Genomic DNA, 25,488 nt, shown 5'->3' with positions numbered 1-25,488 from the left:
GCTACACTGGCGTTGCCCCTAGTATCCCTACCTCTCGCATGCCTTCGACACCCACCGCCGACCTTCACCTGCGCAGCTACGACCGGGTCCGCGAATCGGACCGCCACGACTTCGCCCAGCTGGTGCTGCCGCTGAGCGGTACGCTGCTGCTCGAGATCGAAGGCCGCCAGGGCCGGCTCGATCCGGTGCACGCCGCCTTCGTCGCGCCGGGTGCCTGGCACTCGCAGGTCAGCAGAGCGCCGAACCAGTCCGTCATCCTCGACCTCGACCTGGCCAGCGTGACGCCCGAGACGGCCGGGCGCCTGATCGAGCGGCCGTTCCCGCAACTGGGTGCGGCCGCGCGCAAGCTGGTCGAATTCATGGGCATCATGGCGTCCCAGCAGCCGGCCGCGCAGGGGCCGGCGCCGGCGCTGCTGCAGGGCTGGGTGCCGCTGCTGCTCGATACGCTTGCGCTGGACACGCCGCGCCCGCTATCGCGCCTGAGCGCGCTGATGGCCCGGATCGAGGCCGATCCGGGCCATCCCTGGACCACCGACACCATGGCGGCCAGCGCCGGTCTCAGCGTCAGCCGCCTGCACGCGCTGTTCCGCGACGAGTGCGACACCAGTCCACACGCTTGGCTGCTTGCGCAGCGCCTCGCGCGCGCCCGCACCTGGCTGGCGCAGTCCGACTTGCCGATCGCCGAACTGGCGTTGCGGGCCGGTTTTTCCGAGCAGAGCGCACTGACCCGCGCCATGCGCCAGGCCAGCGGCGAAACCCCGGCCGCCTACCGCCGCCGCGCGCGCGCTCGCTCGCTGTAGCGAGCAGGCTGGCGGGCAAGAGAATTAGTCCAGACAAGAGGAGAGCAGGTCAAGAAACCGCCGCAGCCGGGATGCATAATGCCGGCCTCGGAGGTGTTTTTACATGCAATCACGCAATCTATTATTCGGCCTCGGCGCCGGCATCCTGGCCGGCGCCATGTGGGGACTGGTCTTCCTGACGCCGGAACTGACGCGCGGCTTCCTGCCGATCCAGCTGTCCGCCGGGCGCTACCTGGCTTATGGCGTGCTCGCCGCAGTCATGGTGGCGCCGGCCTGGCGCCGGCTGGCCGCCACCCTCGGCTGGAAGGAGTGGCGCGCGCTGGTCTGGCTCAGCTTTACCGGCAACATCCTGTACTACGTGTGCCTGGCGAACGGCGTGCGCGGGGGCGGCGTCGCAATGACCTCGCTGGTGATCGGGCTGCTGCCGGTAACGATCACGCTGGTCGGCAGCCGTGCCCACCATGCGGTGGCGCTGCGGCGCCTGCTGCCGTCGCTGGTCCTGAGTGCCGGCGGCCTGGTCTGCATCAGCTGGGAAGCGCTGGCGCGGTCGGCGCCGGGTTCGCTGTTCGGCCTGCTGAGCGCGGCCGGCGCGCTGCTGTCGTGGACCGCGTATGCGGTCGGCAACAGCCGCTGGCTGGCCCGGCTCGACCACGTGTCGGCCCACGAGTGGAGCCTGCTGACCGGCGTCGTCACCGGCCTGCAGGCCCTGCTGCTGGCGGTGCCGGCGTTCTGGCTGGCGCCGGGCGATCATGCGGCGGCCGAGTGGCTGCGCTTCGGCGCCATCATGGCGGCGGTTGCGCTGCTGTGTTCGGTGGTCGGGAATGCGCTGTGGAACCGCGCCAGCCGCCTGCTGCCGCTGACCATGGTCGGGCAGATGATCGTGTTCGAGACCCTGTTCGCGCTGCTGTACGGCTTCGTGTGGGAACAGCGCTGGCCGACCATGCTCGAAAGCCTGGCCATGGTGCTGCTGGTGGCCGGCGTGCTGACCTGCGCGACGGCGCACCGCAAGCCGGCCACAACCGAAGCAGAAACCGAAGCCGAAGCCCACACCGTGGCCTAAGGCGTCGATCCGGCCGGCGGTCTCAGTTTCCACAACTGCGTCGGCAAGGCCAGCGGCGCGTCGCGCCGGAAGAAGGCCGAGTCCTGGATGCGCGAGGTGGTGACGTAGAGCGCGCCATCCGGTCCCTGGCTGAAGGTGTCCGGCCAGCGCAGGCGCGGATCCTGGGCCACCACGCGCAGGCCGCCGCCGGGGCCCTGGTTCAGGTCGCGGGCCTTGACGGCGTTGTCTTCGATCGCGGTAATGAAGAGCGTGTTGGTCCCGCGGCCGATCCAGAAGCCGTCCGTGGGACCGACCCGGCCGTAGGGCTGCACCGCATCCGCCACGTCCTGGCCGGCCAGGCCGCGCGTCACCAGTACGCTCGTCGCGATCCGGTACAGCCTGGTGCCGGTGAGCGGTTTCCAGTACAGGTAGCCGTCTTCCGACAGGGCGATGCTGTCGGCCGCGAACAGCACCGGGCGCCCGTCCGGGTAGCGCAGCGGGCGGCCATCGGTGCGCACCACCACGCCCGGTTCCGGCTGGGTCGACGGGTGGCCGTCCAGCACGCGCCGCGCTGTCCCGCTGGCGAGTTCGACCACCACCAACGCGCCGCGCTGCCCGGAATCGGTGAGGTAGGCGTAGCGGCCGTCGGCCGAGAAGCGCACGTCGTTCAGGTAGGAACCGGGAATCGCGACATCCTCGCCGAAGCGGATCACCTGCGCCACGCGGTCGCTGGCGAGGTCGATGCGCACCAGCTTCGGCCCGCCGCGCACGATGCCATCGAGGCCGGGGGCGGCCGGGTCGACCACCCACAGGCTACCGCGGCCGTCAGCGACCACGCTCTGCACGCAGACCCAGTGGCTGGCCGGATCCAGTTCGTCGCGCCGCACGTTGCGCCAGGCGTTCCAGCCGGCGTCGGGGTAGGGCCGCAGCGAACCGTCGCGAAGGACTTCCGCCACCGACAGCGGGGCGTCCTCGGTCCAGCGCGGGAAATTCACGAAAATCCGACCGCGCTCGCTGACCGAGACACCGGTGACCTGGTGCGCAAAATGCGCTACCGCCTGCAGCCCGTTGCCGGCCGGGTAAGACCACTGCGCTTGCGCAAACGCGATGCCGCTGCCCCCGGCATGTGCAAGCACGAGCGCAAATAGCGCCAATAGGTTTTTGAAAGGGTTTCTGAAAACCGGCCTCATCTGTGCCTCCGTCCTGGAAACAGCCTGTTGGAGCGTCGATTCTGGCACGCGGCCGGGCGCAGGCGCGTAGGCGCCCGCTGATTCGCTGCGAGGAATGGGCCAGGGCAGGGTTAAAGAGTTCTTACCCGGGCACATCGGACTCGCCAGCGAATCGCGTCGTCAGGCCGGCGCCAGCGTATCGAGCAGCCCCAGCAGGCGCGGCAAGTCCACCGGCTTGACCAGGTGCAGCGCAAAGCCGGCACGGCGCGAGGCTTCCAGGTCCTGGCGCTGGCCGTAGCCGCTGAGGGCGATCATGGTGGCCCGCGCCGCCAGCGGCAGCGCGCGCAGGTGGCGCACCAGCTGGTGGCCGTCCATGTCGGGCAGGCCGATGTCGAGCAGGCAGACGTCGACCGCCTCGGCCTGCACCCGGCGCAGGGCCGCCTGCGAGGTTTCCTCGACCATCACCGTGTGCCCGCTCGAGGCCAGCACGATGCCGAGCGATTCGCCGGCGTCGCGGTTGTCGTCGACGATCAGGATGCGCAGCGGCACACGTGCCGCCGGCGCCAGGGGGGCGGCCGTCGCGGCGGGCACCGGTTCCAGGGTGTCCACCAGCAGCGGCAGCACGACGTCGAAGCGGCTGCCGCGGCCCGGCCCCGCGCTGTTGGCCTCGACCCGGCCGCCATGCAGGCCGACCATGCTGCGCACCAGCGCCAGGCCGAGACCTAGCCCGCCCTGGGCGCGGTCGGGCGTGCGCTTGGCCTGGGTGAACAGCTCGAACACCTCGGGCAGCAGGGCGGCATCGATGCCGATCCCGTTGTCGATCACGCTCAGCCTGATTTCACCGTGCGCGAGCTCAGCGCAGACCTTGATCTCGCCGCCGTCCGGCGTGTACTTGGCCGCATTGTTGAGCAGGTTGACGATCACCTGCACCAGTCGCTTGCGGTCGCCGAGCACGGTGACGTGGGCGTCGCCCAGCCGGGTGGCCAGCGTATGGCCCTTGCGTTCGATCAGCGGGCGCGCCTGTTCGATCGCGCTCTGCACGGCGGCGCCCAGGTCGACCGGCTCGCGTTCCAGTTCCACCAGCCCGCGCGTGACGCGCGAGACGTCGAGCAGGTCGTCCACCAGTTCCACCATGTGCCTGACCTGGCGCGCGATGACGTCGCTGGCGTTGCCGATGCGCCTGGGATCGGCACCGGGCAGCTTGAGGATCTGGGCGGCGGTGCTGATCGGCGCCAGCGGATTGCGCAGCTCGTGGGCCAGCATCGCCAGGAATTCGTCCTTGCGCGCATTGGCGGCCTTCAGTTCCTCGGCCGCCAGCTTCTGGTCGTGGATGTCGGTCACGGTGCCCATCCAGCGCAGGATCGCGCCGTCTTCGTCGCGCAGCGGAAGGCCGCGGTTCAGCACCCAGCGGTACTCGCCGTCGTGGCGGCGGATGCGGTGCTCGGCCTCGAACAGGGCGCCGCTGCCGAGGCTGCGCTGCCAGTTGGCCTGCAGCCCAGGCAGGTCGTCGGGATGGATCACGTCCAGCCAGTGCATCTCGCGCAGGTCGTCGCTGGACCGGCCGGTGAATTCGCACCAGCGGCCGTTCGAGTAATCGTTGCGGCCATCCGGCAGGGTCGACCAGACCATCTGCGGCATGGCCTCGGTGATGGTGCGGAAGCGCTGTTCGCTTTCACGCAGGGCGCGCTGGGTGCCGATCTGTTCGGTCATGTCCATGCTGACCGAGACCGCGCCGCCGACGGCACCGCCCCCGTCGCGGATCGGCTCGGCGCAGATCAGCAGGGTGCGCCGCTCGCCGGGCCGTCCGAAGGGCTCGATGTCGACGATGTCGGCGTCGACCCGTTCACCGCGCAACGCCCGCACCGTTGCCCAGTCGTCGGCGCCCAGCGGCTTGCCCTGGCGTTCGGAACCGTCCGCCCACCAGCCGCGCCAATCGCCATATTCGTGCCGGCTGCGCGACATTGGATGCTCGCCCCACAGCATCTGGTTCATGCGGTTGGTGGCGGACAGGCCGCCTTCGGCGTCGACGTAGGCGATGCCGACCGGGACCGAGCTGAGCAGGGCGTCCAGCCGGCGCCGCTCGGCTTCGGCCAGGGCCGCGGCGGTGCGCGCCTGCAGTTCGCTGGCCTGCAGCGCGCGCTCGGCGTTCATCCGCTCGGTGATGTCGGTGAACAGCAGGGCGACGCGGCGCTGCCCCGGATACTCGATGCGGCCGGCGTACACGTTGAACCAGCGTCCCATCACCGGCGACTCCTCGACGAAGCGGCGCGCCACGCCGCTGCGCGCGATCTCGTCGTAGATGTCGATCCATCGCTGCTCGATGTCCGGCACCAGCTGGCGCGCGGTCTTGCCGACGCTGTCGGCGAGGCCGGTCTGGGCCACGAAGGCCTTGTTGACCTCGACAAACAGGTAGTCGACCGCCTTGTCGTCGGCATCGCGAATGATGTCGATCATGCAGAAGCCGTCGTCCATGGTCTCGATCAGCGCGTGGTTGGTCTGTTTCAGGCGCTCGCGCAGCAGGTGGTCTTCGGTGACGTCGTTGCAGATCACCAGCACGCCGCGGATTCCGGACTCGTCCTCGATCGGGCTGTAGCCATAGGTCCACCAGATGTCCTGGCGCTCGCCGTGGCGGGTCAGCGGCACCAGCCGGTCTTCGTGCCAGGTCGGCTCGCCGCCCGCCATCACGCGTTCGATGTCCGGACCGATCAGGTCCCAGGCTTCTTCCCAGCACACCCTGCCGGGCTGGCCGAGGGCGGCCGGATGGCGTTCCGGGCCCATGGTCTGGCGGTAGCCGTCGTTGTAGAACTGGATCAGGTCGTCGCCCCACCAGATGAACATCGGGTGGTTGCTCGACAGGATCAGGCGGATCACGGTCTTCAGCGTGGATGGCCAGGTGTCGGGCGCACCCAGCGCCGTGGCCTGCCAGTCGTGGGCGCGGATCAGGGCGCCCATTTCGCCTCCGCCGGCGAGGAAATTGAAACTCGAGTTCAAGCTGGTCCGATCGGTTGTACGGCCGCGTGCTGTGCGCCGGTTATTTCTGCAAAAGAGGCTGACTGTAACATTTTTCACTTTGGCGGTCATGCTCGGGGCGATCGGCATGCCGCCATGGCCAGGCCGGTGACCGCGCAGTTTCCGAACAGTTAATGGTACGGCGGTGCGCTCGCGCACAGTCGGCGCGCGATGGAATGCCTAGAGTCGTCGCAACGGCCATCCCGGCCATAAGGAGACTGACCATGGATTCGATCAACCGCAACCAACCCGAAGAAAACCGCCGCGACCTCAGCGGCGCCGACGCCGTGAAACGCGTCAAGGACATGGCCGACGACGCCGAGTCGTGCTTCTTCGTCACCGCCGCCGCCACCGGCGAAACCAACGGCGTGCGTCCGATGAGCATTCGCGAGACCGACGATGCCGGCAACCTCTGGTTCCTGAGCGCCAGCGACAGCCACAAGAACCAGGAACTGGCGTCCAACCCGGCCGTCAAGCTCTACTTCCAGGTCGGCGCCCATGCCGGCTTCCTGGAACTCGAAGGCCGTGCCGAAGTGCTGACCGACCGTGCGCGCATCCACGAACTGTGGAACCCGCTGCTCAAGACCTGGTTCACCGAGGGCGAGGACGATCCGCGCGTGACCGCGATCCGGTTCACGCCGCAGTCGGGTTACTACTGGGACAACAAGCACGGCAACGTCGTGGCCGGCGCCAAGGTGGCGGTTGGGGCCTTGATCGGCAAGACGCTGGATGATTCGATCGAGGGGCGCTTGACGTTCTAACCGATCACCGAGTGTTGTCGCGTACGACTTTGTGCCTGCAAAGGAGTATGTCATTCCCGCGAAAGCGGGAATCCATACCGAGATTCCGAAGACGGTATTTCTGAAGCACCGCAGTACATCCGAAGTACCGAATTCTGTTATTGAGTATAGATTCCCGCTTTCGCGGGAATGACGTTTTTTAGTTCGTCTATTTTGCAAACACCAGCTTCCACAACTGCGTAGGCAAGGCCGCCGGCGCATCCGGCTTGAAGAAGGCCGAATCCTGGATGTGCGAGGTGGTCACGTAGATCGTGCCGTCCGGTCCCTGGCTGAAGGTATCCGGCCAGCGCAGGCGCTCGTCCTGCACCACGGTACGGATGTCGGCCGACGGTCCCTGCGCCAGGTCGCGCACCTTGATCGCATTGTCCTGCACCGAAGTCAGGTACATGTCGTCGGTGCCGCGCGCGATCAGCAAACCGTCGTTCACGCCGTTCTTGCCGTACGGTTCGACCGACCCGGACACGTCTTCGCCACGCAGGCCGGCGCCGAGCAGCGCCTCGGTCGGGATGCGGTACAGGTCGTCGCCCTTGATGGCCTGCCAGTACAGGTACTTGCCGTCGCCGGAGAGTTCAATGCCGTCGGCCGAAAATTCCACGCCGCGGCCGTCCGGACGGCGCAGCACTTCGCCGTCGACGCTGACGTTCAGGCCCTTCTTCATCTGCGTGGAGGGATGGCCGTCCAGCAGGCGCACGCTCTTGCCGTCCGCGAGGTCGACCACCACCAGCGCGCCGACCACGCCCGAATCGGTGATGTAGGCGTATTTACCGTCGTTCGAGAAACGCACGTCGTTCAGGTAGGACCCCTGCGGCGCCACGTCTTCGTCGAAGGCGATGGTCTGCACGGCCTTGTCGGTCGCGAGGTCGATCTTCACCAGCTTGGCGCCGCCCGACACCAGGTGGGCCTGGGCCGGCGCTGCCGGGTCCAGCACCCACAGGCTGCCGCGGCCATCGGCGACGATGCTCTGCACGCACACCCAGTGGTCGTCCGGCGTGGTCTCGTCCTTCTTGGCGTTGCGCCAGGCATTCCACTCCTCGTCCGGATACGGCTTCACGCTGCCGTCGACCAGTTCGGCCACCGACACCGGGCTGTCCTCGGTCCAGCGCGGGAAGTTGACGAAGATGCGGTTGTCCTCGGAGACCGAGATACCGGTCACCTGGTGTTCGAAGGCCTGGACCAGTTCGATCGTGCATGTACCTGCTGTCATTCTGTTTCCTTTCAGTTGAGTGGATAGGCGAATGCGCTCACGCCGCGCGGCGCTTCACCTGGAGCTTGGTATCGTCCGGGACTTCCTGCGCCAGGCGCCGCTGCAGCATGGCCAGCACCGCGGCTTCCTCGGGCTGCAGGTCGGGCAGGTCCTCGACCAGCTTTTCCTCGGCCAGCGCGCGCAGGCCTTCCAGCATGGTGCCGTCCATGTAGGCGTCGAGCACGGCCGGGTGCACGTAGCACTTGCGGCACACCGACGGCGTGTTGCCGAGCTTTTCGGCCACCGATTCGATGGCGCGCACCACGTTCTTCTTGGCCTGGGCTTCGGAATCGACTTTCTCGAATTCCTGCAGCGCCAGCGCCGCCAGCACCGTGCCCGACCAGGTGCGGAAGTCCTTGGCCGTGTATTCCTCGCCGGTGATCTCGCGCAGGTAGTCGTTGACGTCGCTCGAGTCGACCGTGTGCGGCTCGCCGTCGTCGCCGACGTATTCGAACAGGTGCTGGCCGGGCAGGTCGCGGGTGCGCTGGATGATGCGCGCCAGGCGCTTGTCGTGCACCTTGACGTCGTGGTGGACGCCGCTCTTGCCGCGGAAACGGAACTCGACTTCGCTGCCGTCGATCTTGACGTGGCGGTTGCGCAGGGTCGTGAGGCCGTACGACTTGTTCTCGCGCGCGTATTCGTCGTTGCCGATGCGGATCATGGTGGCCTCGAGCAGGTAGACGATGGTCGCCAGCACCTTTTCGCGCGGCAGGCCGGGCAGGCCCAGGCCGCGGTCGACTTCCTTGCGGATATGCGGCAGCGCCTTGCCGAAGTTGAGCATGCGCTCATACTTGACCTCGTCGCGCACGGTGCGCCACTTGGGGTGGTAGCGGTACTGCTTGCGCCCGCGCGCGTCGCGCCCGGTGGCCTGCAGGTGGCCGTTGGCTTGCGGGCAGATCCAGACATCTTGCCACGCCGGCGGGATCACCAGCGACTTGATGCGCTTGAGCGTGGCCTCGTCGTCGACCTTCTGGCCCTTGGCATCGACGTAGTCGAAGCCGTCCTTGGCCGGCGCGCGGCGGATGCCGGGGCGGTCGTCGTGGACGTAGCGCAAGCCGGCCGCCTTGGCTGCGGCGGGCGGGTCGGCGTTGGGGAGCGAATTGCTGTCCTGCTGTGTATCTTCTTTCATGGTCGGCCTCGTAGGGTGGGCACCCCGTGCCCACGCGGGCGTTCGCACAATGCTGACGTCCGCGTGGGCTCGGAGAGCCCACCCTACGGAAGGCCTGCCCGAAAGACCAGTCTAAGCGTGCCCCGTTGGTACGCACCGTTCGGAAACGAACATTGCTAGCGGTACCTTGCCTCCACAAGGTCGATCTCGCGCAGCAGCTTGCGCGCGGTCTCGTCCGGGATCTCGCGGCGCCGGCCCAGGCGCAGGATGGTGTCGCGCTCGGCGCGCAGCGCAATCAGGCGGTACGCGCGCTCGGTATCGCGCGCGTGCTGCGGATCGTGGCCGGCGTCGCCCTCCTGGACCACGCGCAGCCGGTGGCGGTACAGCTTGGCGACGTGGCCGGCCGTGTTGGTATGCAGTTCCGCGTCCGGACCGCGGCTGCGCTCGCGTCCCTCGCGCTCGACCGCTTCCACCGCTGCCGCGATGGCCGCGTTGCGCGCCTTGTCCTCGTGTTGCTCGGCTTCGCCTTCGCTCGGCACTTCCAGTCCGCGCAGCAGGCGCGGCAGCATGACGCTGGCAAGTATCAGCGACACCACGATCACCGCGCTGGCCAGCAGGATCGCCAGGTGCCGGCCCGGGAACGGGTCGCCGTTCGGCAGCGCCAGCGGCAGCGTCATCACGCCGGCCATGGTGAGGGCGCCGCGCACGCCGGCGAACGAAGTCGCCAGCACCAGGCGCAGGCGCGGCTTGTACACTTGCTGGCCCAGGCGGCGCTGGTTGAGGATGGTCAGGCGCAGCGACACCCAGACCCAGACGAAGCGCAGCAGCACCAGCCCCAGGCTCAGCGCCAGCGCATTGCCGGCCAGCCACCAGGGGTTGAACGGGTGGCCGCCGCCCGGCGGGTGCACGGCTTCGCGCAGGATGTCGGGCAACTGCTCGCCCAGCAGCACGAACATCACGCCGTTCAGTGTGAATTGCAGCGTGTCCCAGACCACGGTGCGGTGCACGCGGGTGGTCGGCGTGGCCGAGCCGCCCAGTTCGACGTAGCTCATCGTGATGCCGGCCGCAACCGCGGCCAGGATCCCGGACGCGCCGATGTGTTCGGCGGCCAGGTAGGCGCCGAAGGGCGTCAGCAGGTTGATCAGGATCGGCGCGCCCTCGTCGTCGCCGAAGCGGCGCGTCAGGAACTGGTGGACGCGCGAGATCGCGAAGGTGACCGCCACGCCGGCCGCGATGCCGCCGAACGCGACCCACAGGAAGGTCAGGCCGGCCTGCGCCATCGAGAAGGTGCCGGTCATGGCCGCCGCCACCGCGAAGCGGAAGCACACCAGGCCGCTGGCGTCGTTGAGCAGCGATTCGCCCTCGATGATGTGCATCAGGCGCGGCGGCACCGGGATGCGGCTGGTGATCGCCGATACCGCCACCGGATCGGTCGGGGCCACGATCGCCGCCAGCGCGAAGCAGACCGCGAGCGGCATTTCCGGGATCAGCCAGTGCATCAGGAAGCCGGCGCCGACCACGGTGAACAGCACCAGGCCGAAAGCCAGCTCGATGATCGTGCCCTTGTCGCGGAACAGGCCGACCTTGGGGATGCGCCAGCCATCCAGGAACAGCAGCGGCGGCAGGAACAGCAGGAAGAAGATGTCCGGCTCCAGCGCCGTGCCGTGCTTCAGCACCCCCGAGATCACGGCGCCCAGCGCGATCTGGATCAGCGGCAGCGGCACGGCGAAGGGCAGCATCCGTCCCAGGAAGCCGCTGGCAACCACGGCGAGCAGCATCGCCAGGACGATTTCAATCGAATCCATTCTTTTACATTCCGTTTACATGGCAAAGACGGATGATAAAGGAATGTAGCGGTAAGCGTGATCTGCTTGGCAATTTATGCGGGCAAGCCCTCCGAGTGTTGCCATCGAAGGCGGTACCTGGCGCGGGCCGGCGTCCGCGGCCTTGCTCGGTGCCGGACTTTACTAAACCGGCGCACCGATGCCACCCGCCTTGCCGGGTTCAGTCACCCCCGTTGCCGATCTGCTTCTGCAGGAAGCGCTCGACCCGGCCCCAGAAATCCAGCCGCGTGGCGACCAGCGTCCAGCCGTGCGCTTCCTCGTCATAGACCACCCACTCGACCTGCTTGTTATGGGGCTTGACGGCGTCGTACAGCTTGCGGCCGTGGTAAAGCGGCACCCGCAGGTCGGCGCCGCCGTAGGCCAGCAGCAGCGGCTGGGTCAGCCGGGCCGCCTGCTTCAGGGGCGAGGTGGCGTCGAACTGGGCGGCGTCCTTGACCGGATCGCCCACCAGGGTCGGCATGCCGTAGCGCTTGTAGGCCTCGGAGGTGTCGCTGTCGCGGGTCCAGTTGCCGCTGTAGAGCAGGCCGATGTCGGTGACGCCGACCCAGTCGATCCCGCATCGGTACAGGTCGGGGTCGCGGATCAGGCCCACCAGGGTGGCATAGCCACCGTAGCTGGCGCCGGCGATGCAGATGCGCCGCCCATCGGCCATGCCCTGGGCGATGGCCCAGCGCGTGGCGTCGGCGATGTCGTCCTGCATCGCCAGGCCCCACTGCTTCCAGCCGGCCCGGAAGTGGGCCTCGCCATAACCGGTACTGCCGCGGAATTCTGGCTCCAGCACCAGGTAGCCGCGCGAGGCCAGGAACTGGCTGTCGCTTTCCCAGCGCCAGTCGCGCCCGCGCACGTAGGGGCCGCCGTGGACCAGCACCACCATCGGCAGTTTCTTGCCCGCCGCGTTGGGCGGCACCGTCAGCCAGGCCGGGATCGTCCTGCCGTCGCGCGCCTTCACGGTCACCATGTCCTGCCTGGCCATCCTGGCTGGATCGATGGCCGGGTGGGTGTTGCCCAGCATCGACAGCTTGCCGCTCTGCAGGTCGAACAGCATGAACAGCGGGGGCTGGCGATCGGACCACGAGCGCACCAGCAGGAAGGGGCTGTCGGAACGCTTGCCGGTGCTCAGCACGTTGACGCGGTCGGGCAACAGCTTGTCGACCGTCGCCTGTGCCGCCTTCATGGCCGGATCGAACCAGGCCACCGCTTCGGTATCGGCCGTATAGCGGACGCCCAGCAGCTTGCCGGCGCCGGCTACCAGCTCGCCCCGGAAATCGTATTCGTCCAGGTCGACCAGCGGCTGCTCGGCCAGCTTCCCGCTGGCGAGGTCGTAGGCGAACAGCGCGCTCTTGTCGCGCCCGCGGCGGCTGACCACGTACAGCGTGCCGTCGGGTGCGAAGCCGAGCGGCGTGAACGCACCCTTGGCCCCGAGGAAGACGTCCTGCGCGAACAGTTTGCGCCAGCGGCCGCTGGTTGGATCGAGGTAATGCAGGGTCTCGATGTTCTCCTCGACCGTGGTGGCCAGCGCCGGCCGGCCCTTGGCATCGAGCCACCAGTCCTGCGTCTTGCCTTGCGCCGGACCGGTGACCGGGTCCCAGCGTCCGCTGACGGTGTCGAGCCTGATCAGTTCGACCTCCTTGACCGCATGATCTTTTCCGAATTCGACGCTCTCGACGTAGACCGCGTTGGAATCCTGCGCGCCGGCCTGGTCCAGCATGAAAGTATGCCAGGGCAGCGCCTCGCGCCAGCTGTCGCTGCCGTTCGAGATGAATTTGCTTCCCGTCACATGCACCAGCTGACGCCGCAAGCTGCCGTCGATGTTCACGGCAAACAGGCCGGGCGCATAGCGCTCTTCACCCGGCGCCGTGTGCTTGTCGCGCGAATCGTAGAGCAGCCTGTCGTCGTTGACCCACTCGAAGCGGCCGACGTCGGCGCCCGCGAACGCGGCCACTACCTTGATCGATTTGTCGGCCAGGGTCACGACGCCGAGCTGGTCATGGCCATCCGTATTATTGACGAGCATGGCCAGATGCTTGCCGTCCGGCGACAGCTTGGCGTTGCTCAGGCTGGGATTATCGAAGAAGGCGGCGATCGGGACGGGCGGCTCGCCGGCGTGCGCGACGCCGATGGCCAGCAGGGTCAGGCCCAGCAGCAGGCTGCGGCGGAGGGTCGCGCTAGCGACGACAAGAAAGGTGGCGCGCATGATGGAAGCAGGAACGATGAGGGCAACATGGTACCGCGTCGAAACTGTTTGTTCTACTGCAATATTTCGTGAGAATCTATCTGACTGTACTAGATCGGCAGCTCCACCTGCAGCCGCAGCGCCGCACGGCGCGGCGTACCGACGAAGCGCTGCTGCAGCAGTGCCGCATCCTGGTAGATCTGGCTGTCGCGTGCGCTACGCCGCAACACATCGGGCAGCGTCAGGCGCCACTGGGCGCCGGCGGCCGACCAGGCCGCATACACTTCCAGCTCGCGCACCATGCCGATGCTTGATGTCAGGTTCGGGGCCACGCGCGCCGTGTTGGTGCCGACCACATGCAGGTTGAGGCCGGCCGCCAGCTTGTGCGCGTGGCCGGCAAAGCGCGCATCGGCGCCCAGGTTGAGCGTGAACGGCGCCTGCGCCGCGAGCCGGTTGTCCGGGCCGGGCAGGGCGTCGACGTGCGACCAGTTGCGGCCCAGGTTGGCGCGCAGCTCGATGGCAGGCCACCGGGCTGACGCGTCGCGCGCGGGTGCCGGCAGCGGCAGGCGCAGGTCGGCTTCGATGCCGTGCACGCCGGCGCCGCCGTTGTTGGCGGGCGTCGCGACCCAGCTTGCGCCATCCTGGTACAGCCGCTGCAGCACCACGTCGCGGATGCGGCGCGCATACACCGAGACGCTGGCCATGCCGTCGTGCGCGAAATAGGACTCCAGCGCCGCGTCCAGGCCCCAGGCCAGTTCCGGACGCAGGCCCGGGTTGCCTTCGAAGTCGGGGTTGGCCGGGCCGTTGTCGTTGTTGACGGTGTAGCGGCGCGGCACCAGGGCGCTCGGCTGCGGCGCCTTGTAAGTGCGCGCCAGCGCCAGGCGTAGCTGGTCGCGCGGGCGGCCCGGCAGTTTCCACACCAGTTGCCCGATCGGGCTGAACACGCTGGCGTGTACCGCGCGCCCGTCGAAGCCGCGGCCTGCGGTGCGCGTGTCCAGGCCTTCCCAGCGCAGGCCGAGGTAGGCTTGCAGGTCGGGCCGCAACTGCCACTCGTCCTGGGCAAACAGCGCCAGGCGCCGCACGTCGGCCGTGTAGTCCTGGTCGAGCGTGTAGTAGGGGGCCGTGCCGGGCGCGCGGTCCTGCTGCAAGCGGATTTCGGCGCGGCGCGTCAGCATGGCATCCCAGCCGAACGCGATGTCGTGGCCTGCGCCCAGCGGCGTCACGTACTTGCCGCTGGTGGAGGCGCGCCGTTCGCCGGCGCTGGAGCCGACGGCGCGTTCGAACCAGGGTGTGCCGCCGGCGTCGATGCCGCGGAACAGGTAGTCGCCGGGACGCCGGTTGGCTTCCAGGCCGGCCTTCAGCGACAGGCGGCCGTCGCCGATGCGGCGCGACCAGGACAGGTCTGACTTGGCCAGCCAGGTGTCGTAGGCGGCGCGGCTGGTGGCGTCGGGCGAGGCGGTCGGCTGGCCGAGCAGCGTGGTTTCCAGCTGGCGGCTCATCGAGCGGCTGCGCGCCAGATCGAACAGGCCGGTGAGCGCGAGCGTATCGCCGTCCGCGGTCTTGCGCTCCATGCGCGGCGCCAGGCTCAGTTTGGTAAGGCGGCTCTCGTCGCGTGCGTCGAAGTGGCGCAGCGTGGTGCCGGCGCTGCCTTCCGTGCGCTCGTCGATGCCCGGATCGTCGTGACGGCGCGCCTGCGATGCGGTGGCGGCCAGCCCGTAGCTGGTGCTCCCGGCGCTGCCGGACCACTGCAGCGTGGCCGCCGGGCTGGCACGCCGCTGCGCCTGTGCGGCGCTCAGCTTCAGGCTGCGCGCGCTTTTGGCCGCACCTGCGCGCGCCTTGCGCATCACGATGTTGATGGTGCCCGCGATCGCCTGCGCGCCCGTGTCGGCGCTGGCGCTGCGCAGGATCTCGATGCGTTCGACCAGGTCGGGCGACAGGGTGTCGATGGCGAAGCCGCCCGGGGCCGGATCGCCGTCGACCAGGATCTGGGTGTAGCCGGCGCCCAGCCCGCGCATGCGGATTTCGCTTCCGCTGACGCTGACGCCGGGCTGGCGCTTCAGCGCATCCGGCAGCGTGGTATCGCCATATTTATCCAGCTCCTCGCGCCCGACCACGATGCGTCCCAGGCTGTCCTGCCGGCGCAGTTCCTGGCTGCCGGGGCCCTTGACCTCGACCTGCTGCAGCGGCGCTTCGGGCGCCTGCTGGGCCGTCGCGGCGCCGTGGAACATGAGGAGAGGCAGGGGCAGCAGCGGCAACGGCAGGCGGCGGAGCATGGAGGCGGGACGGTCGACGAAGTGGCGGGAGCGCAAGTATAGGCAGCTCCCGCAGCCGACGGCCAGTCATTTCGGCGAGCCGTGCAGCGCGCGCGTTAAAGCGAAAATAAGCGAAAACCAGCGCGCCGCAATGGCGGTCAAGGCTGGCCGGCCTGCGCCACCTTGCCCAGCGCATCGGCCATGCGCACCAGCTTCACGAACTCCGCGCGGTAGCCTTCCGGATCGGGGCCGCGCGCGGCGTTCGCCATCGCGGCGATCTGCTCGTAGCTGGTGTCGGCCAGCGGCGTTTCGCCGCGCAGGCGCTGGCCGAAGGCGGCGACGGCCACCGCGAAGCGCTGGTCGTCGGGTGCGGCCTCGAAGCGGGCCCGTGCCGCGCCGGCACGCACCGGATGCTCGACCAGGCGGCTGCTCCCTTCGCCCGGCAGCTTGTAGCGCAGCTTGACGAAGCATAGCTCGTCGCCGCCCCTGGCCGCGGTCTTCGCCGTCTTCTCCTCGCCGTAGCGCAGCGGATCGACCAGCGTGCCGGCCGCGGCGCTCGGCGTGATCTCGTAGATCGCGGTGACGGTGTGGCCTGCGCCCATGTCGCCGGCATCGACCTTGTCGTCCTTGAAATCCTGGCGCTGCAGCATGCGGGTTTCGTAGCCGATCAGGCGGTAGGCGGCCACCCGCTCGGGATTGAATTCGACCTGCACCTTGACGTCGTTCGCGATCGGGAACATGGTCGAGCCGAGTTCTTCGCCGAGCGCCTTGCTGGCTTCCATGAGCGTATCGATGTAGGCCGCATTGCCGTTGCCCGACTGGGCCAGGCGCTGCATCAGGGCGTCGTTCAGGTTGCCTTCGCCGACGCCCAGGATCGACAGGTAGACGCCGCTCTTGCGTTTTCCGGCGACGAACTGTTCGAGCTGGCGCGGGTCGGTGATGCCGACGTTGAAGTCGCCGTCGGTGGCCAGCACCACGCGGTTGACCGCCGCGCGGTCGAAGTTGCGCTCGGCCAGCGCATAGGCGCGCTGCAGGCCTTCGCCGCCGGCGGTGCCGCCGCCCGCGTGCAGGGCGTCGATGGCGTCGAGGATCTTGCGGCGTTCGCTGCCGGGCGTCGGCTCCAGCGCCACCGCGGTGCCGTTGGCATAGGTGACGATGGCGACGCGGTCGTCGTCGCGCAGCCGTTCGGCAAACAGGTGGAACCCCTGCTTGAGCAGCGGCAGGCGGTCCTGCCCCATCATCGAGCCGGACACGTCGACCAGCAGCACCACGTTGGCGCGCGGACGCTGCGCCTGATGCAGGTCGTAACCGCGCACGGCGATGTGGACCAGCTGGTTGCCGGCCTTCCACGGGCTCGGCATGACTTCGGTGGTGACCGCGAACGGCGTGCGGCTATTCTTCGGCGCGGCGTAGCGATAGGGGAAATAGTTCACCATTTCCTCGACCCGCACCGCTTCCAGTGGCGGCAAGCGGCCCGCGGACAGCAGGCGCCGCACGAAGGCATACGAGGCGGTGTCGACGTCGGCGCTGAAGGTCGATACCGGCTGGTCCGCCACCAGGATCGCCTTGCCGGCTTCCTTGTCCGGGAACTTGTCGGTGGACGGCGCCACGACCGGCCACGGCGCCGGCGCCACGACGGCGCGCTGGCTGGTGGCGTAGGCCGCGGCGCCGGGAGCGCGCGACATCACCCTAGGGGCTGGGGGAGGGGGCGCCGCCGGCGGCCCGCGGTAGGCGCCGACGTCGTCGCTGACGACGGTGTCGCGGATGGTGGTCTGGTTGCTGCAGCCCGCCAGCAGCAGGGCGCAGGCGAGGGTGATCGAGGTACCGCAGTGCGTCTTCATGGTGTCCCTGTCGTGGTTATCGTGGCGCCTGTTGGCGTTCCGATAACTTGATACAGGGCGCGGCGTTTGGCAACTGCGGTTACATATTGTCATCAGCCGGCGTGCCGGCCGGCGCCAGCGTCGCCAGGATCTCCGCCAGCCGCACGGTATCCACCGGCTTGACCAGGTAGTGGTCGAAGCCGGCCGCCAGCGCCGTCGCGCGGTCCTGCTGGCGGCCGTAGCCGGTCATCGCGATCAGCGTGCTGCCCGCGGCCTGCGGCAGGCGGCGCAGGCGGCGCGCCAGTTCGTTGCCGTCGAAGTCGGGCAGGCCGATGTCGAGCAGGCAGACGTCCGGCCGCGTCAGGCGCGCCAGTTCCAGCGCATCGCCGGCGGTGTACGCGATGTCGACCTCGTGTCCGGCCGAGCGCAGGAACAGCTGCAGCGTGTGCACCGCGTCGACGTGATCGTCGCACAGCAGGATGCGCAGCGGTGCAGTGGCCACATCGGCGGCAACGGCGGCGGCATCCGCATCCGCGTGTGCCAGCGGCGCGCCCAGCCCGTGCACCTGGCGCGGCAGCCGTACCGTGAAGGTCGAGCCCTGGCCCGGGCCGGGGCTGGCCGCCTGCACGCTGCCGCCATGCAGCTCGACCAGGCTCTTGACCAGCGCCAGGCCCAGTCCGAGGCCGCCCTGCGAGCGGTCGGGCGTGCGCTCGGCCTGGGTGAACAGGTCGAACACGCGGCCGACCAGGCCGGCGTCCATGCCGATGCCGTTGTCGGACACGCTCAACAGCCAGCTGCCCTGGCCGGCGTCGCCTTCGCCCTCCAGCCGCAAGCGGATCGTGCCGCCCTCGGGCGTGTACTTGCCGGCGTTGCCGAGCATGTTGGCGACCACCTGCACCAGGCGCTTGTGGTCGCCCATCGCGGGGGCCGGCGCGCGCGCCGGATCCGGCAGCTCGACCAGCAGGCGGTGGCGGCGCGCCGTCACCAGCGGCCGGATCTGCTCGATCGCATCCTCGATCACGCGCTTCAGGTCGAGCGGCTGGGCCGAGATCGAGACGAGGCCGCGCGTCACCCGCGACACATCCAGCAGGTCGTCCACCAGGCCGGTCATGTGCTGGACCTGGCGTACGATGATCGAGCAGGTCTGGTGGATCTGGGCATTCTCCGAATGCAGCAGCCGCAGCAGGTTGGCGCCGGTGCTGATCGGCGCCAGCGGGTTGCGCAGTTCGTGCGCCAGCATCGCCAGGAACTCGTCCTTGCGCTGGTCGGCGCTGCGCAGCTCGCGCTCGGCCAGCGAACGCGCCGCTTCCTTCTTCTGCAGCGCCGCCGCCATCCGGTCCAGCGCCTGCGCCAGGCTGCCGATCTCCTCGTTGCCGTAATCGATGCGCGAACGCGCCTCGAGGTCGCCGGCGGCGAGGCGTTCGGCGGTGCCCATCAGCTTGTGCACGCGGCGCACGATCAGCACGTCGCCCACCAGCCAGGCCGCCAGCAGGGCCAGCAGGATGGTCGCGCCGAGGCCGAGCAGCGACATGATCTGGTCGTGGCGCGCCGCGCGCAGGATACCTTCGGTCGGGATGCCGATGGTGACGGTATAGTCGGTCAGCGTGGGCGTGCCGACGCGCGCGAAGCTGTGCAGGCGCTCGATGCCGTCCATGCCGTGCAGGGTGACGGCACCCGCGCTCGCCGCCGGCGCCTGCATCGCTTCCAGCATCGCCTTCGGCACCGGCTTGCCGAACCAGCGCTCGGGTTCGGGGCGGCGCGAGATGATGCCGCCGCGCGCATCGAAGGTGGTCAGGATCGAGCCGGGCGGCAGGTCGACGTCGTTGATGAAGGTGTCCAGCGCCTCCAGGTCCATCGCCGCGAACACCACGGCCAGCACCTTGCCGGCGCGGTCGATGACGGGGTAGGTGAGGTTGATCGTGTGCTTCTTGATCACGCGCCCGAACACGTAGTCGCCGGCGATGAAGCGGCGTTCCTTGATGGCGCGCCGGAAGTGGCCGCGGTCGCCCAGGTTGACCGGATGCAGCAGCGGCACGGCGCTGCAGGTAACGTCGCCGTTCAGCTGGATCAGGCCGAAGTTGACGAAGCCCTCGTTGCGGTCGAGGACGTCCGACAGCAGTGCGGTGCAGCGCGCGGTATCGCCCATCAGGTCGGGCACGCTGGCAAGGTCGACCAGGATCTGGCGCGCACCCTGGATCGACTGGGCTTCGTTGGCGGCGGCCATGGCGGTCAGGCGCCGCAGGTGTTCTTCGGACGCCTGCACCGCATGTTCGCGCTCGCGCACCCCGGCCAGCACGGTCATGATCGCCAGCGGCATCATCGCCAGTGCCACCAGCAGCATCAGCCGGCTGCGCAGGCTGTTCAGCCGGAAGCGGCCCAGCCCGCGGTTCAACCCAGAGTTCATCTTGCTTTTTGTCTATATGTATTGCTCCAGCTCGCGAGTGTACACCTTGCTGTCGAGCTTGTGCGGCTTATCCATGCCCCATGCATGCCTCCCGTGGCCTGCGAGCGCCACCGCCTTGGCATTTCTGGTACGGTGGACTTCAACACAATGTACTCAATGCAGGAGAAACCATGCAAAATCCGATCGTACGCACTTTCGTGCAACTGGCTTCCGCCGAACAGGCACGCAACGAACTGCTGGCCGCCGGCCTGGCCGCCGATAACGTCGTGATCGACGTCCGCATCGACGAGACCGGCCCGGTGCAGGGCAATTTCACCGTCGGCGACAACCCCGAGGTCAAGGGCAAGACCGCCTATACCCACACCTATGCGCCGACCGCCCAGGACGACGTGCGCGACTGCCAGATCACCGTCACGACGGCGGACGCGGCGCAGGCGCAGCAGGCGGTGGCCATCCTCGACCGGCTGGGAGCGCTGAATCCGGATCCGGCGGCGCGCGCTGCGCAGGCGTCGGGTTCGACGTTGCCGCATTGATTGCCTGAGTTTCAAATGCCGTCATCCCCGCGAAAGCGGGGATCCATACTGAATTGCAGAATTCGGTGTCCCAGACAAACCTCGATGCTTCATAAATACCGTCTTCGGTAAGCTCAGCATGGGGGCAAATAGCCCTGCTGGGCTATTTGCCGCGTTTGCGGGAACGACGTATCATATTTGCGCGACTATAGCGCACCGCGGAGACAACCATGAGTGCCATCCACCTCGAACCAGGCGACGCCCTGTTGATCATCGACCTGCAATACGACTTCCTGCCCGGCGGCGCCCTCGGCGTCGCCAACGGCCATGAAGTCATCGCCCCGATCAACCACCTGATCGAACTGTTCCAGGCCCAGGGCCTGCCGATCGTCGCCTCGCGCGACTGGCACCCGCAGGACCACTGCTCGTTCGCGGCCCAGGGCGGGCCGTGGCCGCCGCACTGCCAGGCGGGCAGCCCGGGCGCGGAATTCGCCGCCGAGCTGGCGCTGCCGGACGACGCCATCGTGGTGTCGAAAGCCGACACCGCCGCCGTCGACGCCTACTCGGCCTTCGGCGGCACCGACCTGTCCGCCCAGTTGCGCGCGCGCGAAGTGACGCGGGTGACGGTCTGCGGCCTGGCCACCGACTACTGCGTGCTGAACACCGTGACCGATGCGCTGGAAGAGGGCTTCGACACCCTGATCGTGCCGGAAGCGATGCGCGCGGTCGACGTCAAGCCCGGCGACGGCACGCGCGCCATCGACCGCATGGTGGCGCGCGGCGCGGTGCCGGTGCGGCTGGGCGAGATCGGGATGACGGCGCTGTCGGTGGCTTGAAGCTGGCTTGCTTCTGCCGGCTTGCCGCGGCGGGTTTCAGGTCCGGCGCAGTAGAACCAGGTGCCCGGCCACCTCGTGCCCGTGTTCGCGGCGCAGTGCCGCCGCCCGGGTTTCCACCACGACGAAGCCGTGTTGCGCGGCCAGCCGCTCGATATACGCCAGTGCATGCGTAAAGCGGTTCGACGCCGTGATCGCGTAGCCGCTGGCGCGGTCGCCATCGTCGTCGCTCGCCGCTTCCACCGAAAACGCGAACCAGCCCCCGGCCTGCAGGGCTTGCGCCACGCCGGCGAATACGCCAGCGAGATCGCCGATGTACACGAACACGTCGGCCGCCAGCACCAGGCCGTAGCGGCCGGCCTGTCCGTCGCCCGCCAGGAAGTCGCCGATGTCGGCGCAGGCGAGGGCATCGTACAGGTTTGACGCGCGCGCCTTGTCCAGCATGCGCTGCGACAGGTCGACCCCGGTCAGCTTGCGCGCCAGCGGCCGCAGGAAGGGTGCGCACAGGCCGGTGCCGCAGCCGAGGTCGAGCACCTCGCCTTGCGTGCCGGTGACGTGCGCGCGCAGCAGCGCGTCCAGCAGGGCCGGCGTGCGGTAGGCGAGCACCTCGACCAGGTGCTGGTCGAAATGGCCGGCGTACTGGTCGAACAATCCTTTGATGTAGTCGGGCGGGGCGCTCGCGGGCAGGGCGCCTTCGCCCAGCGCCGCCAGCGCAAAGCCGAGCTCAGTGGCGTCGGCGCCGAGTGCCAGCGCCGCGCGGTAGGCGGCGATGGCTTCCGGCTTGCGGCCGAGCGCGCGCAGCGTGTTGGCGCGGTAGTGCTGGGCCAGCGCATAGGCCGGGTCGAGCGCCAGCGCGCGTTCGTAGCTGTCGAGTGCCGCCGCCAGGTCGCCGGCCTTTTTCAGCGCGCTGCCGCGCGCGCACCAGATGTCGGCGCGCGGCGCCTTCGTCAATGCCCGCTCGTAGGCGGCGCAGGCCTCGTCGAAACGTTCCAGCGCCTGCAAAGCATTGCCGAGCGCCAGCAGCGCATCCGGGTAGGCCGCACGTAGCTGCAGCGCGCGTCCGGCGCTGGCGGCGGCATCGTCGAAGCGTCCAAGGTCGTTCAGCACGATGGCGCGGTGGCACCAGGTCTCGGCCGCATCGTGGCGCAGGCCGAGCGCCTGTTCGTAGCTGGCCAGGGCCTCGTCCAGCCGCCCAAGGCGCCGCAGCGCGTTGCCGCGGTTGTCCCAGGCCAGCGCGTAGCGCGGGTCGAGGCGCAGCGCCTGGTCGTAGCTGTCCAGGGCGGCCTGGGGCTGGCCCAGGTCCTGCAGCGCCGCGCCCAGGTTGCAGTGGGCGCGCGCCTGGGCGGGGTCGACCTGCAGCGCATCGCGGATCAGGTCGGCGGCGGCTGCGGCATCGCCGCGCTGGCGCGCGATCACGCCCAGCAGGTGCAGGGCGTCGAACTGGCGCGGCGCCTGCGCCAGCACCTGCCGGTACAGGCCGGCCGCCGCATCCAGCTTGCCCTGCTGGTGCGCCTGCAGGGCTTGTTGCAGCAGAGCGTGGGTCGGGGAGGACAGCATCAGCTCCAGCTGAGGTCGGTCTTGCTGAGCGGCAGTTCGCGCACGCGCTTGCCGGTGGCAGCGAAAATCGCGTTGCAGACGGCCGGCGCCAGCGGCGGGAACACCGGTTCGCCCAGACCGGTGACCGGGTAATCGGTCTTCAGGAAGTGCGATTCGATTTTGGTCGGCGTGTCCGGCATGCGCAGCAGCGGGTACTCGTGGAAATTGCTCTGTACGATGCGGCCCTTGTCGATGTCGAGCGCCGGTCCCATCAAGGTAGACAGGCCGTCGATCACCGAACCCTCGACCTGGTTCTCGGCGCCGGACAGGTTGACGATCTGGGCACCGATGTCGGTCACCACCACCACGCGGTCGACTGTCAGCTTGCCGTCCTTCGACACCGTGACTTCGGCCACTTCGGCCACATAGCCGCGGTGGCTGAAGTGGAAGGCCACGCCGGCGCCCTGGCCACGCGCAAACTTGCGCTTGCCCCAGTCGGCCTTGTCGGCAACCGTCTTCAGCACGTTGCGCATGCGCGCCACGCTGTAGGGCTGGCCGCGTTCGCCGGTGCCCGGCACGATGTCCTTGTCGCCCAGCAGTTCCAGCCGGAATTCGACCGGATCGCGCCCGGCGGCATGCGCCAGCTCGTCGATGAAGCTGTGGAACACCCAGGCGAACACGTTGCTGCCCGGCGCGCGCCACGGTCCCATCGGGATGCGGCATTCGATCGGGGTTTGCTCGAGCAGGCAGTTGGCGGCCCAGCGGCCCGGGAATTCGTCGCCCGACAAATTGCCGCCGCTGCCCGGCTGCAGCACGCTGTTGTTGGTGCCGTCGCTTTCCTTGCGCTCGATGCGGTTGGCGAAGGTGACGAAATGGTTGTGCCAGGCCACCAGCTTGCCGGCGTCGTCGACGCCGCCGCGCAGGAAGTGGAAGCCGCCTGCACGGAAATGGTCTTGCTGCAAATCGTCCTCGCGGGTCCAGGTCAGCTTGACCGGCGCCTTGATTTTTTGCGAGATGGCCGCCGCATCGACGATGAAGTCGGACGACAGCCTGCGCCCGAAGCCGCCGCCACTGCGCGTGATGTGCAGTGTGATCTTTTCCTTGGGCATGTCGAAGGTGGACGCGGCCAGCGCCTGGCCCGAGCCCGGGTTCTGGGTCGGCGCCCACAGTTCCAGGCTGCCGTCCGGCTTGAACCAGGCGGTGCAGTTCTGCGGTTCCATGCTCGCGTGCGAGATGAAGGGGTAGCTGTATGCCGCCTCGACCGTATGGGCGGCGCCCGCCAGCGCGGCGTTGACGTCGCCGTCCTTGCGCATGGTCGCCGCACCCGGCTGCCTGGACAGCGCCTGGGCCTGGGCCGTGAAGCCGGCCCAGCTATGGTTGGCGCCTTCGCCCTCGTCCCATTTCACGTCCAGCTTCTTGCGCGCGCGCAGCGCGTTCCAGGTCGAGTTGGCGACGATCGCCACGCCCGGGCGCAAGCCGTTCAAATTGGCCGTGCCCTCGACGATGAAGGCATCCTTGACACCCGGCATGGCCTTGATGGCGTCGAGGTTGGCGCTGACCGGGCGTCCGCCCAGTGTCGGGCACTTGACGTAGGTCGCGTACAACATGCCCGGCAGCTTGACGTCGATGCCGAACAGCGGCTTCCCGCTGACCACCAGGCCATTGTCGACGCCGCCGATGCGCGTGCCCAGCAGGCGATAGGCCGACGGATCCTTCAACTGGACGTTCTTGGCATCCGGCACCGGCAGCGTGGCCGCCACCTTGACCAGCGCCCCATAGCCGAGCTTGCGCCCGGACCCCTTGTGTTGGACGCTGCCCTGGGCGGTCGCGCATTCGGCCGCCGGCACGTTCCAGGCCTGGCTGGCGGCCTGCACCAGGATCGCGCGCGCGGTGGCGCCGAGGCGGTGGAAGTTGTCGTAGTTGGTCGGGGTCGAGGTCGAACCGCCGGCGCCCTGCGAACCGTAGGCCGGGTTCAGGTCGCCCTGCACGACGCGCACGTCTTTCCAGTCGACGTCGAGCTCTTCGGCGATGATCATCGGCAGCGAGGTCTTGATGCCCTGGCCGATTTCCGGCTGCTTCGAGATCAGGGTGACGCGGCCATCCTGGCCGATGCGGATGAAGGCATTGGGGGCAAACTCGCCGCCGTCGGCCGGGGCCGTGGCGCCGGCGGCCGCGATGACGCCGCCGCTATGCAGGCCCAGCAGCAGGGAAGCGCCGCCGGCGGTCGACTGGCGCAGGAAATTGCGGCGCGCATTGGACACGGGCGTGCGGGTCATTTCTTGCCCTTTCCGGTGGTCGTCGACGCGATCTCGGCCGCGCGATGGATGCCGGCACGGATGCGCACGTAGGTCGCGCAGCGGCACAGGTTGCCGGCCATGGCGTCGTCGATCTGGGCGTCGGTCGGACGCGGGGTCTGCTTGAGCAGGGCGCAGGCGCTCATGATCTGGCCGGACTGGCAGTAGCCGCATTGCGGCACGTCGAGTTCCTGCCAGGCCTGCTGCAGCGGGTGCATGGCGCGCGCATCCAGGCCTTCGATGGTGGTGATCTTGTGCTTGCCGACGCTGGCCACCGGCATCTGGCACGAGCGGGCCGGATGGCCGTCGATGTGGACGGTGCAGGCTCCGCAGGCGCCGATGCCGCAGCCGTACTTGGTACCGACCAGGTTCAGGGTGTCGCGCAAGGCCCACAGCAGCGGGGTGTCGGGTTCGACGTCGACTGACTGGACCTTGCCGTTGACGTTCAGGTTGTATTTACTCATGTCTCGGCTCTGTTCTCACGCTAATTAAGTTGCCAGATCATAACGACGTCATCGTAAACCAAAGCGGGCGGGTCCAAGCAATAAAATTTGTTGCCGGCGGCTCGAGCGTCGTTTTACATTCACAGCGCATCCGCCCGCCCCGGAACGCGGCGGGCGCGCGCCGGCGGCACGGCCGAGGGAAGCGGCGT

General features: G+C 68.7%; 17 protein-coding genes. 5 read left to right on the top strand and 12 right to left on the bottom strand.

The window, feature by feature from the left end:
- The first annotated feature begins 38 nt into the window (after nucleotides 1-38).
- Together U1H99_RS20470 and U1H99_RS20465 are read left to right on the top strand one after the other, a co-directional pair.
- Nucleotides 39-800, top strand: coding sequence for a helix-turn-helix transcriptional regulator (locus tag U1H99_RS20470; protein ID WP_323143556.1), 762 nt, complete (start codon nucleotides 39-41; stop codon nucleotides 798-800).
- Between the two features lie 103 nt (nucleotides 801-903).
- A complete protein-coding gene (locus U1H99_RS20465; protein WP_323143555.1) occupies nucleotides 904-1,860 on the top strand; it encodes a DMT family transporter in 957 nt (318 codons plus the stop codon).
- Here the strand turns inward: U1H99_RS20465 and U1H99_RS20460 are convergent.
- Together U1H99_RS20460 and U1H99_RS20455 are read right to left on the bottom strand one after the other, a co-directional pair.
- Nucleotides 1,857-2,975 carry an L-dopachrome tautomerase-related protein gene (locus U1H99_RS20460; RefSeq protein ID WP_323143554.1) on the bottom strand — a complete coding sequence of 373 codons (1,119 nt, stop codon included), beginning with the start codon at nucleotides 2,973-2,975 and terminating at the stop codon, nucleotides 1,857-1,859. The two genes, U1H99_RS20465 and U1H99_RS20460, sit on opposite strands and share 4 nt — an antisense overlap.
- A 213-nt stretch (nucleotides 2,976-3,188) precedes the next feature.
- A complete protein-coding gene (locus U1H99_RS20455) occupies nucleotides 3,189-5,960 on the bottom strand; it encodes a hybrid sensor histidine kinase/response regulator (RefSeq protein ID WP_323143553.1) in 2,772 nt (923 codons plus the stop codon).
- Between the two features lie 281 nt (nucleotides 5,961-6,241).
- Between U1H99_RS20455 and U1H99_RS20450 the strand changes: the two genes are divergently transcribed.
- Complete coding sequence (locus U1H99_RS20450; RefSeq protein WP_323143552.1) at nucleotides 6,242-6,778, top strand: pyridoxamine 5'-phosphate oxidase family protein; 537 nt, start codon at nucleotides 6,242-6,244, stop codon at nucleotides 6,776-6,778.
- 187 nt (nucleotides 6,779-6,965) lie between these two features.
- Here U1H99_RS20450 and U1H99_RS20445 read toward each other — a convergent pair whose 3' ends face one another.
- The 7 genes from U1H99_RS20445 to U1H99_RS20415 form a co-directional block, all read right to left on the bottom strand.
- Nucleotides 6,966-8,021 (bottom strand): L-dopachrome tautomerase-related protein, encoded by a 1,056-nt coding sequence (locus tag U1H99_RS20445; RefSeq protein ID WP_323143551.1) that lies wholly within the window; start codon nucleotides 8,019-8,021, stop codon nucleotides 6,966-6,968.
- A 37-nt stretch (nucleotides 8,022-8,058) separates the two neighbouring features.
- Nucleotides 8,059-9,189 (bottom strand): DNA topoisomerase IB, encoded by a 1,131-nt coding sequence (locus tag U1H99_RS20440; protein WP_323143550.1) that lies wholly within the window; start codon nucleotides 9,187-9,189, stop codon nucleotides 8,059-8,061.
- Between the two features lie 155 nt (nucleotides 9,190-9,344).
- Nucleotides 9,345-10,973, bottom strand: coding sequence for a Na+/H+ antiporter (locus tag U1H99_RS20435; protein ID WP_323143549.1), 1,629 nt, complete (start codon nucleotides 10,971-10,973; stop codon nucleotides 9,345-9,347).
- A gap of 199 nt (nucleotides 10,974-11,172) precedes the next feature.
- Nucleotides 11,173-13,206 (bottom strand): S9 family peptidase, encoded by a 2,034-nt coding sequence (locus U1H99_RS20430; protein WP_323143548.1) that lies wholly within the window; start codon nucleotides 13,204-13,206, stop codon nucleotides 11,173-11,175.
- Nucleotides 13,207-13,295: 89 nt separating this feature from the next.
- Nucleotides 13,296-15,458 carry a TonB-dependent receptor plug domain-containing protein gene (locus U1H99_RS20425; RefSeq protein ID WP_323143547.1) on the bottom strand — a complete coding sequence of 721 codons (2,163 nt, stop codon included), beginning with the start codon at nucleotides 15,456-15,458 and terminating at the stop codon, nucleotides 13,296-13,298.
- Between the two features lie 137 nt (nucleotides 15,459-15,595).
- A complete protein-coding gene (locus U1H99_RS20420; RefSeq protein ID WP_323143546.1) occupies nucleotides 15,596-17,278 on the bottom strand; it encodes a vWA domain-containing protein in 1,683 nt (560 codons plus the stop codon).
- 79 nt (nucleotides 17,279-17,357) lie between these two features.
- Nucleotides 17,358-19,661 carry a hybrid sensor histidine kinase/response regulator gene (locus U1H99_RS20415; RefSeq protein WP_323143545.1) on the bottom strand — a complete coding sequence of 768 codons (2,304 nt, stop codon included), beginning with the start codon at nucleotides 19,659-19,661 and terminating at the stop codon, nucleotides 17,358-17,360.
- Between the two features lie 170 nt (nucleotides 19,662-19,831).
- Between U1H99_RS20415 and U1H99_RS20410 the strand changes: the two genes are divergently transcribed.
- Both U1H99_RS20410 and U1H99_RS20405 read left to right on the top strand, forming a co-directional pair.
- A complete protein-coding gene (locus tag U1H99_RS20410) occupies nucleotides 19,832-20,194 on the top strand; it encodes a hypothetical protein (RefSeq protein WP_323143544.1) in 363 nt (120 codons plus the stop codon).
- Nucleotides 20,195-20,403: 209 nt separating this feature from the next.
- Nucleotides 20,404-21,009 carry an isochorismatase family protein gene (locus U1H99_RS20405; RefSeq protein ID WP_323143543.1) on the top strand — a complete coding sequence of 202 codons (606 nt, stop codon included), beginning with the start codon at nucleotides 20,404-20,406 and terminating at the stop codon, nucleotides 21,007-21,009.
- Nucleotides 21,010-21,045: 36 nt separating this feature from the next.
- On the opposite strand, the gene U1H99_RS20400 is transcribed toward U1H99_RS20405, so the two are convergent.
- From U1H99_RS20400 to U1H99_RS20390, 3 genes are read right to left on the bottom strand one after another with little or no spacing between them, the layout of a single operon-like run.
- Entirely contained in the window at nucleotides 21,046-22,563 is a 1,518-nt protein-coding gene (locus U1H99_RS20400) for a tetratricopeptide repeat protein (protein ID WP_323143542.1), read from the bottom strand.
- Nucleotides 22,563-24,818 (bottom strand): xanthine dehydrogenase family protein molybdopterin-binding subunit, encoded by a 2,256-nt coding sequence (locus tag U1H99_RS20395; RefSeq protein WP_323143541.1) that lies wholly within the window; start codon nucleotides 24,816-24,818, stop codon nucleotides 22,563-22,565. The genes U1H99_RS20400 and U1H99_RS20395 overlap by 1 nt, the downstream gene beginning before the upstream one ends.
- Nucleotides 24,815-25,300, bottom strand: a complete 486-nt coding sequence (locus U1H99_RS20390; RefSeq protein WP_323143540.1) for a (2Fe-2S)-binding protein — start codon at nucleotides 25,298-25,300, stop codon at nucleotides 24,815-24,817. The genes U1H99_RS20395 and U1H99_RS20390 overlap by 4 nt, the downstream gene beginning before the upstream one ends.
- Between the last annotated feature and the right edge of the window lie 188 nt (nucleotides 25,301-25,488).

The sequence above is a fragment of the Massilia phyllosphaerae genome (assembly GCF_034659755.1).
In the GTDB taxonomy this organism is placed as follows: domain Bacteria; phylum Pseudomonadota; class Gammaproteobacteria; order Burkholderiales; family Burkholderiaceae_D; genus Telluria; species Telluria phyllosphaerae.
Note: the sequence above shows the minus strand (reverse complement) of the source record. Positions and strands in the feature narration are given on the sequence as shown.

What these genes read in the sequence shown, in the direction of transcription:
- U1H99_RS20470 (WP_323143556.1), top strand. Translation starts at nt 39, where the DNA reads ATGCCTTCGACACCCACCGCCGACCTTCACCTGCGCAGCTACGACCGG.
- U1H99_RS20465 (WP_323143555.1), top strand. Translation starts at nt 904, where the DNA reads ATGCAATCACGCAATCTATTATTCGGCCTCGGCGCCGGCATCCTGGCC.
- U1H99_RS20455 (WP_323143553.1), bottom strand. Translation starts at nt 5,960, where the DNA reads ATGGGCGCCCTGATCCGCGCCCACGACTGGCAGGCCACGGCGCTGGGT.
- U1H99_RS20450 (WP_323143552.1), top strand. Translation starts at nt 6,242, where the DNA reads ATGGATTCGATCAACCGCAACCAACCCGAAGAAAACCGCCGCGACCTC.
- U1H99_RS20445 (WP_323143551.1), bottom strand. Translation starts at nt 8,021, where the DNA reads ATGACAGCAGGTACATGCACGATCGAACTGGTCCAGGCCTTCGAACAC.
- U1H99_RS20440 (WP_323143550.1), bottom strand. Translation starts at nt 9,189, where the DNA reads ATGAAAGAAGATACACAGCAGGACAGCAATTCGCTCCCCAACGCCGAC.
- U1H99_RS20435 (WP_323143549.1), bottom strand. Translation starts at nt 10,973, where the DNA reads ATGGATTCGATTGAAATCGTCCTGGCGATGCTGCTCGCCGTGGTTGCC.
- U1H99_RS20430 (WP_323143548.1), bottom strand. Translation starts at nt 13,206, where the DNA reads ATGCGCGCCACCTTTCTTGTCGTCGCTAGCGCGACCCTCCGCCGCAGC.
- U1H99_RS20425 (WP_323143547.1), bottom strand. Translation starts at nt 15,458, where the DNA reads ATGCTCCGCCGCCTGCCGTTGCCGCTGCTGCCCCTGCCTCTCCTCATG.
- U1H99_RS20420 (WP_323143546.1), bottom strand. Translation starts at nt 17,278, where the DNA reads ATGAAGACGCACTGCGGTACCTCGATCACCCTCGCCTGCGCCCTGCTG.
- U1H99_RS20415 (WP_323143545.1), bottom strand. Translation starts at nt 19,661, where the DNA reads ATGAACTCTGGGTTGAACCGCGGGCTGGGCCGCTTCCGGCTGAACAGC.
- U1H99_RS20410 (WP_323143544.1), top strand. Translation starts at nt 19,832, where the DNA reads ATGCAAAATCCGATCGTACGCACTTTCGTGCAACTGGCTTCCGCCGAA.
- U1H99_RS20405 (WP_323143543.1), top strand. Translation starts at nt 20,404, where the DNA reads ATGAGTGCCATCCACCTCGAACCAGGCGACGCCCTGTTGATCATCGAC.
- U1H99_RS20400 (WP_323143542.1), bottom strand. Translation starts at nt 22,563, where the DNA reads ATGCTGTCCTCCCCGACCCACGCTCTGCTGCAACAAGCCCTGCAGGCG.
- U1H99_RS20395 (WP_323143541.1), bottom strand. Translation starts at nt 24,818, where the DNA reads ATGACCCGCACGCCCGTGTCCAATGCGCGCCGCAATTTCCTGCGCCAG.
- U1H99_RS20390 (WP_323143540.1), bottom strand. Translation starts at nt 25,300, where the DNA reads ATGAGTAAATACAACCTGAACGTCAACGGCAAGGTCCAGTCAGTCGAC.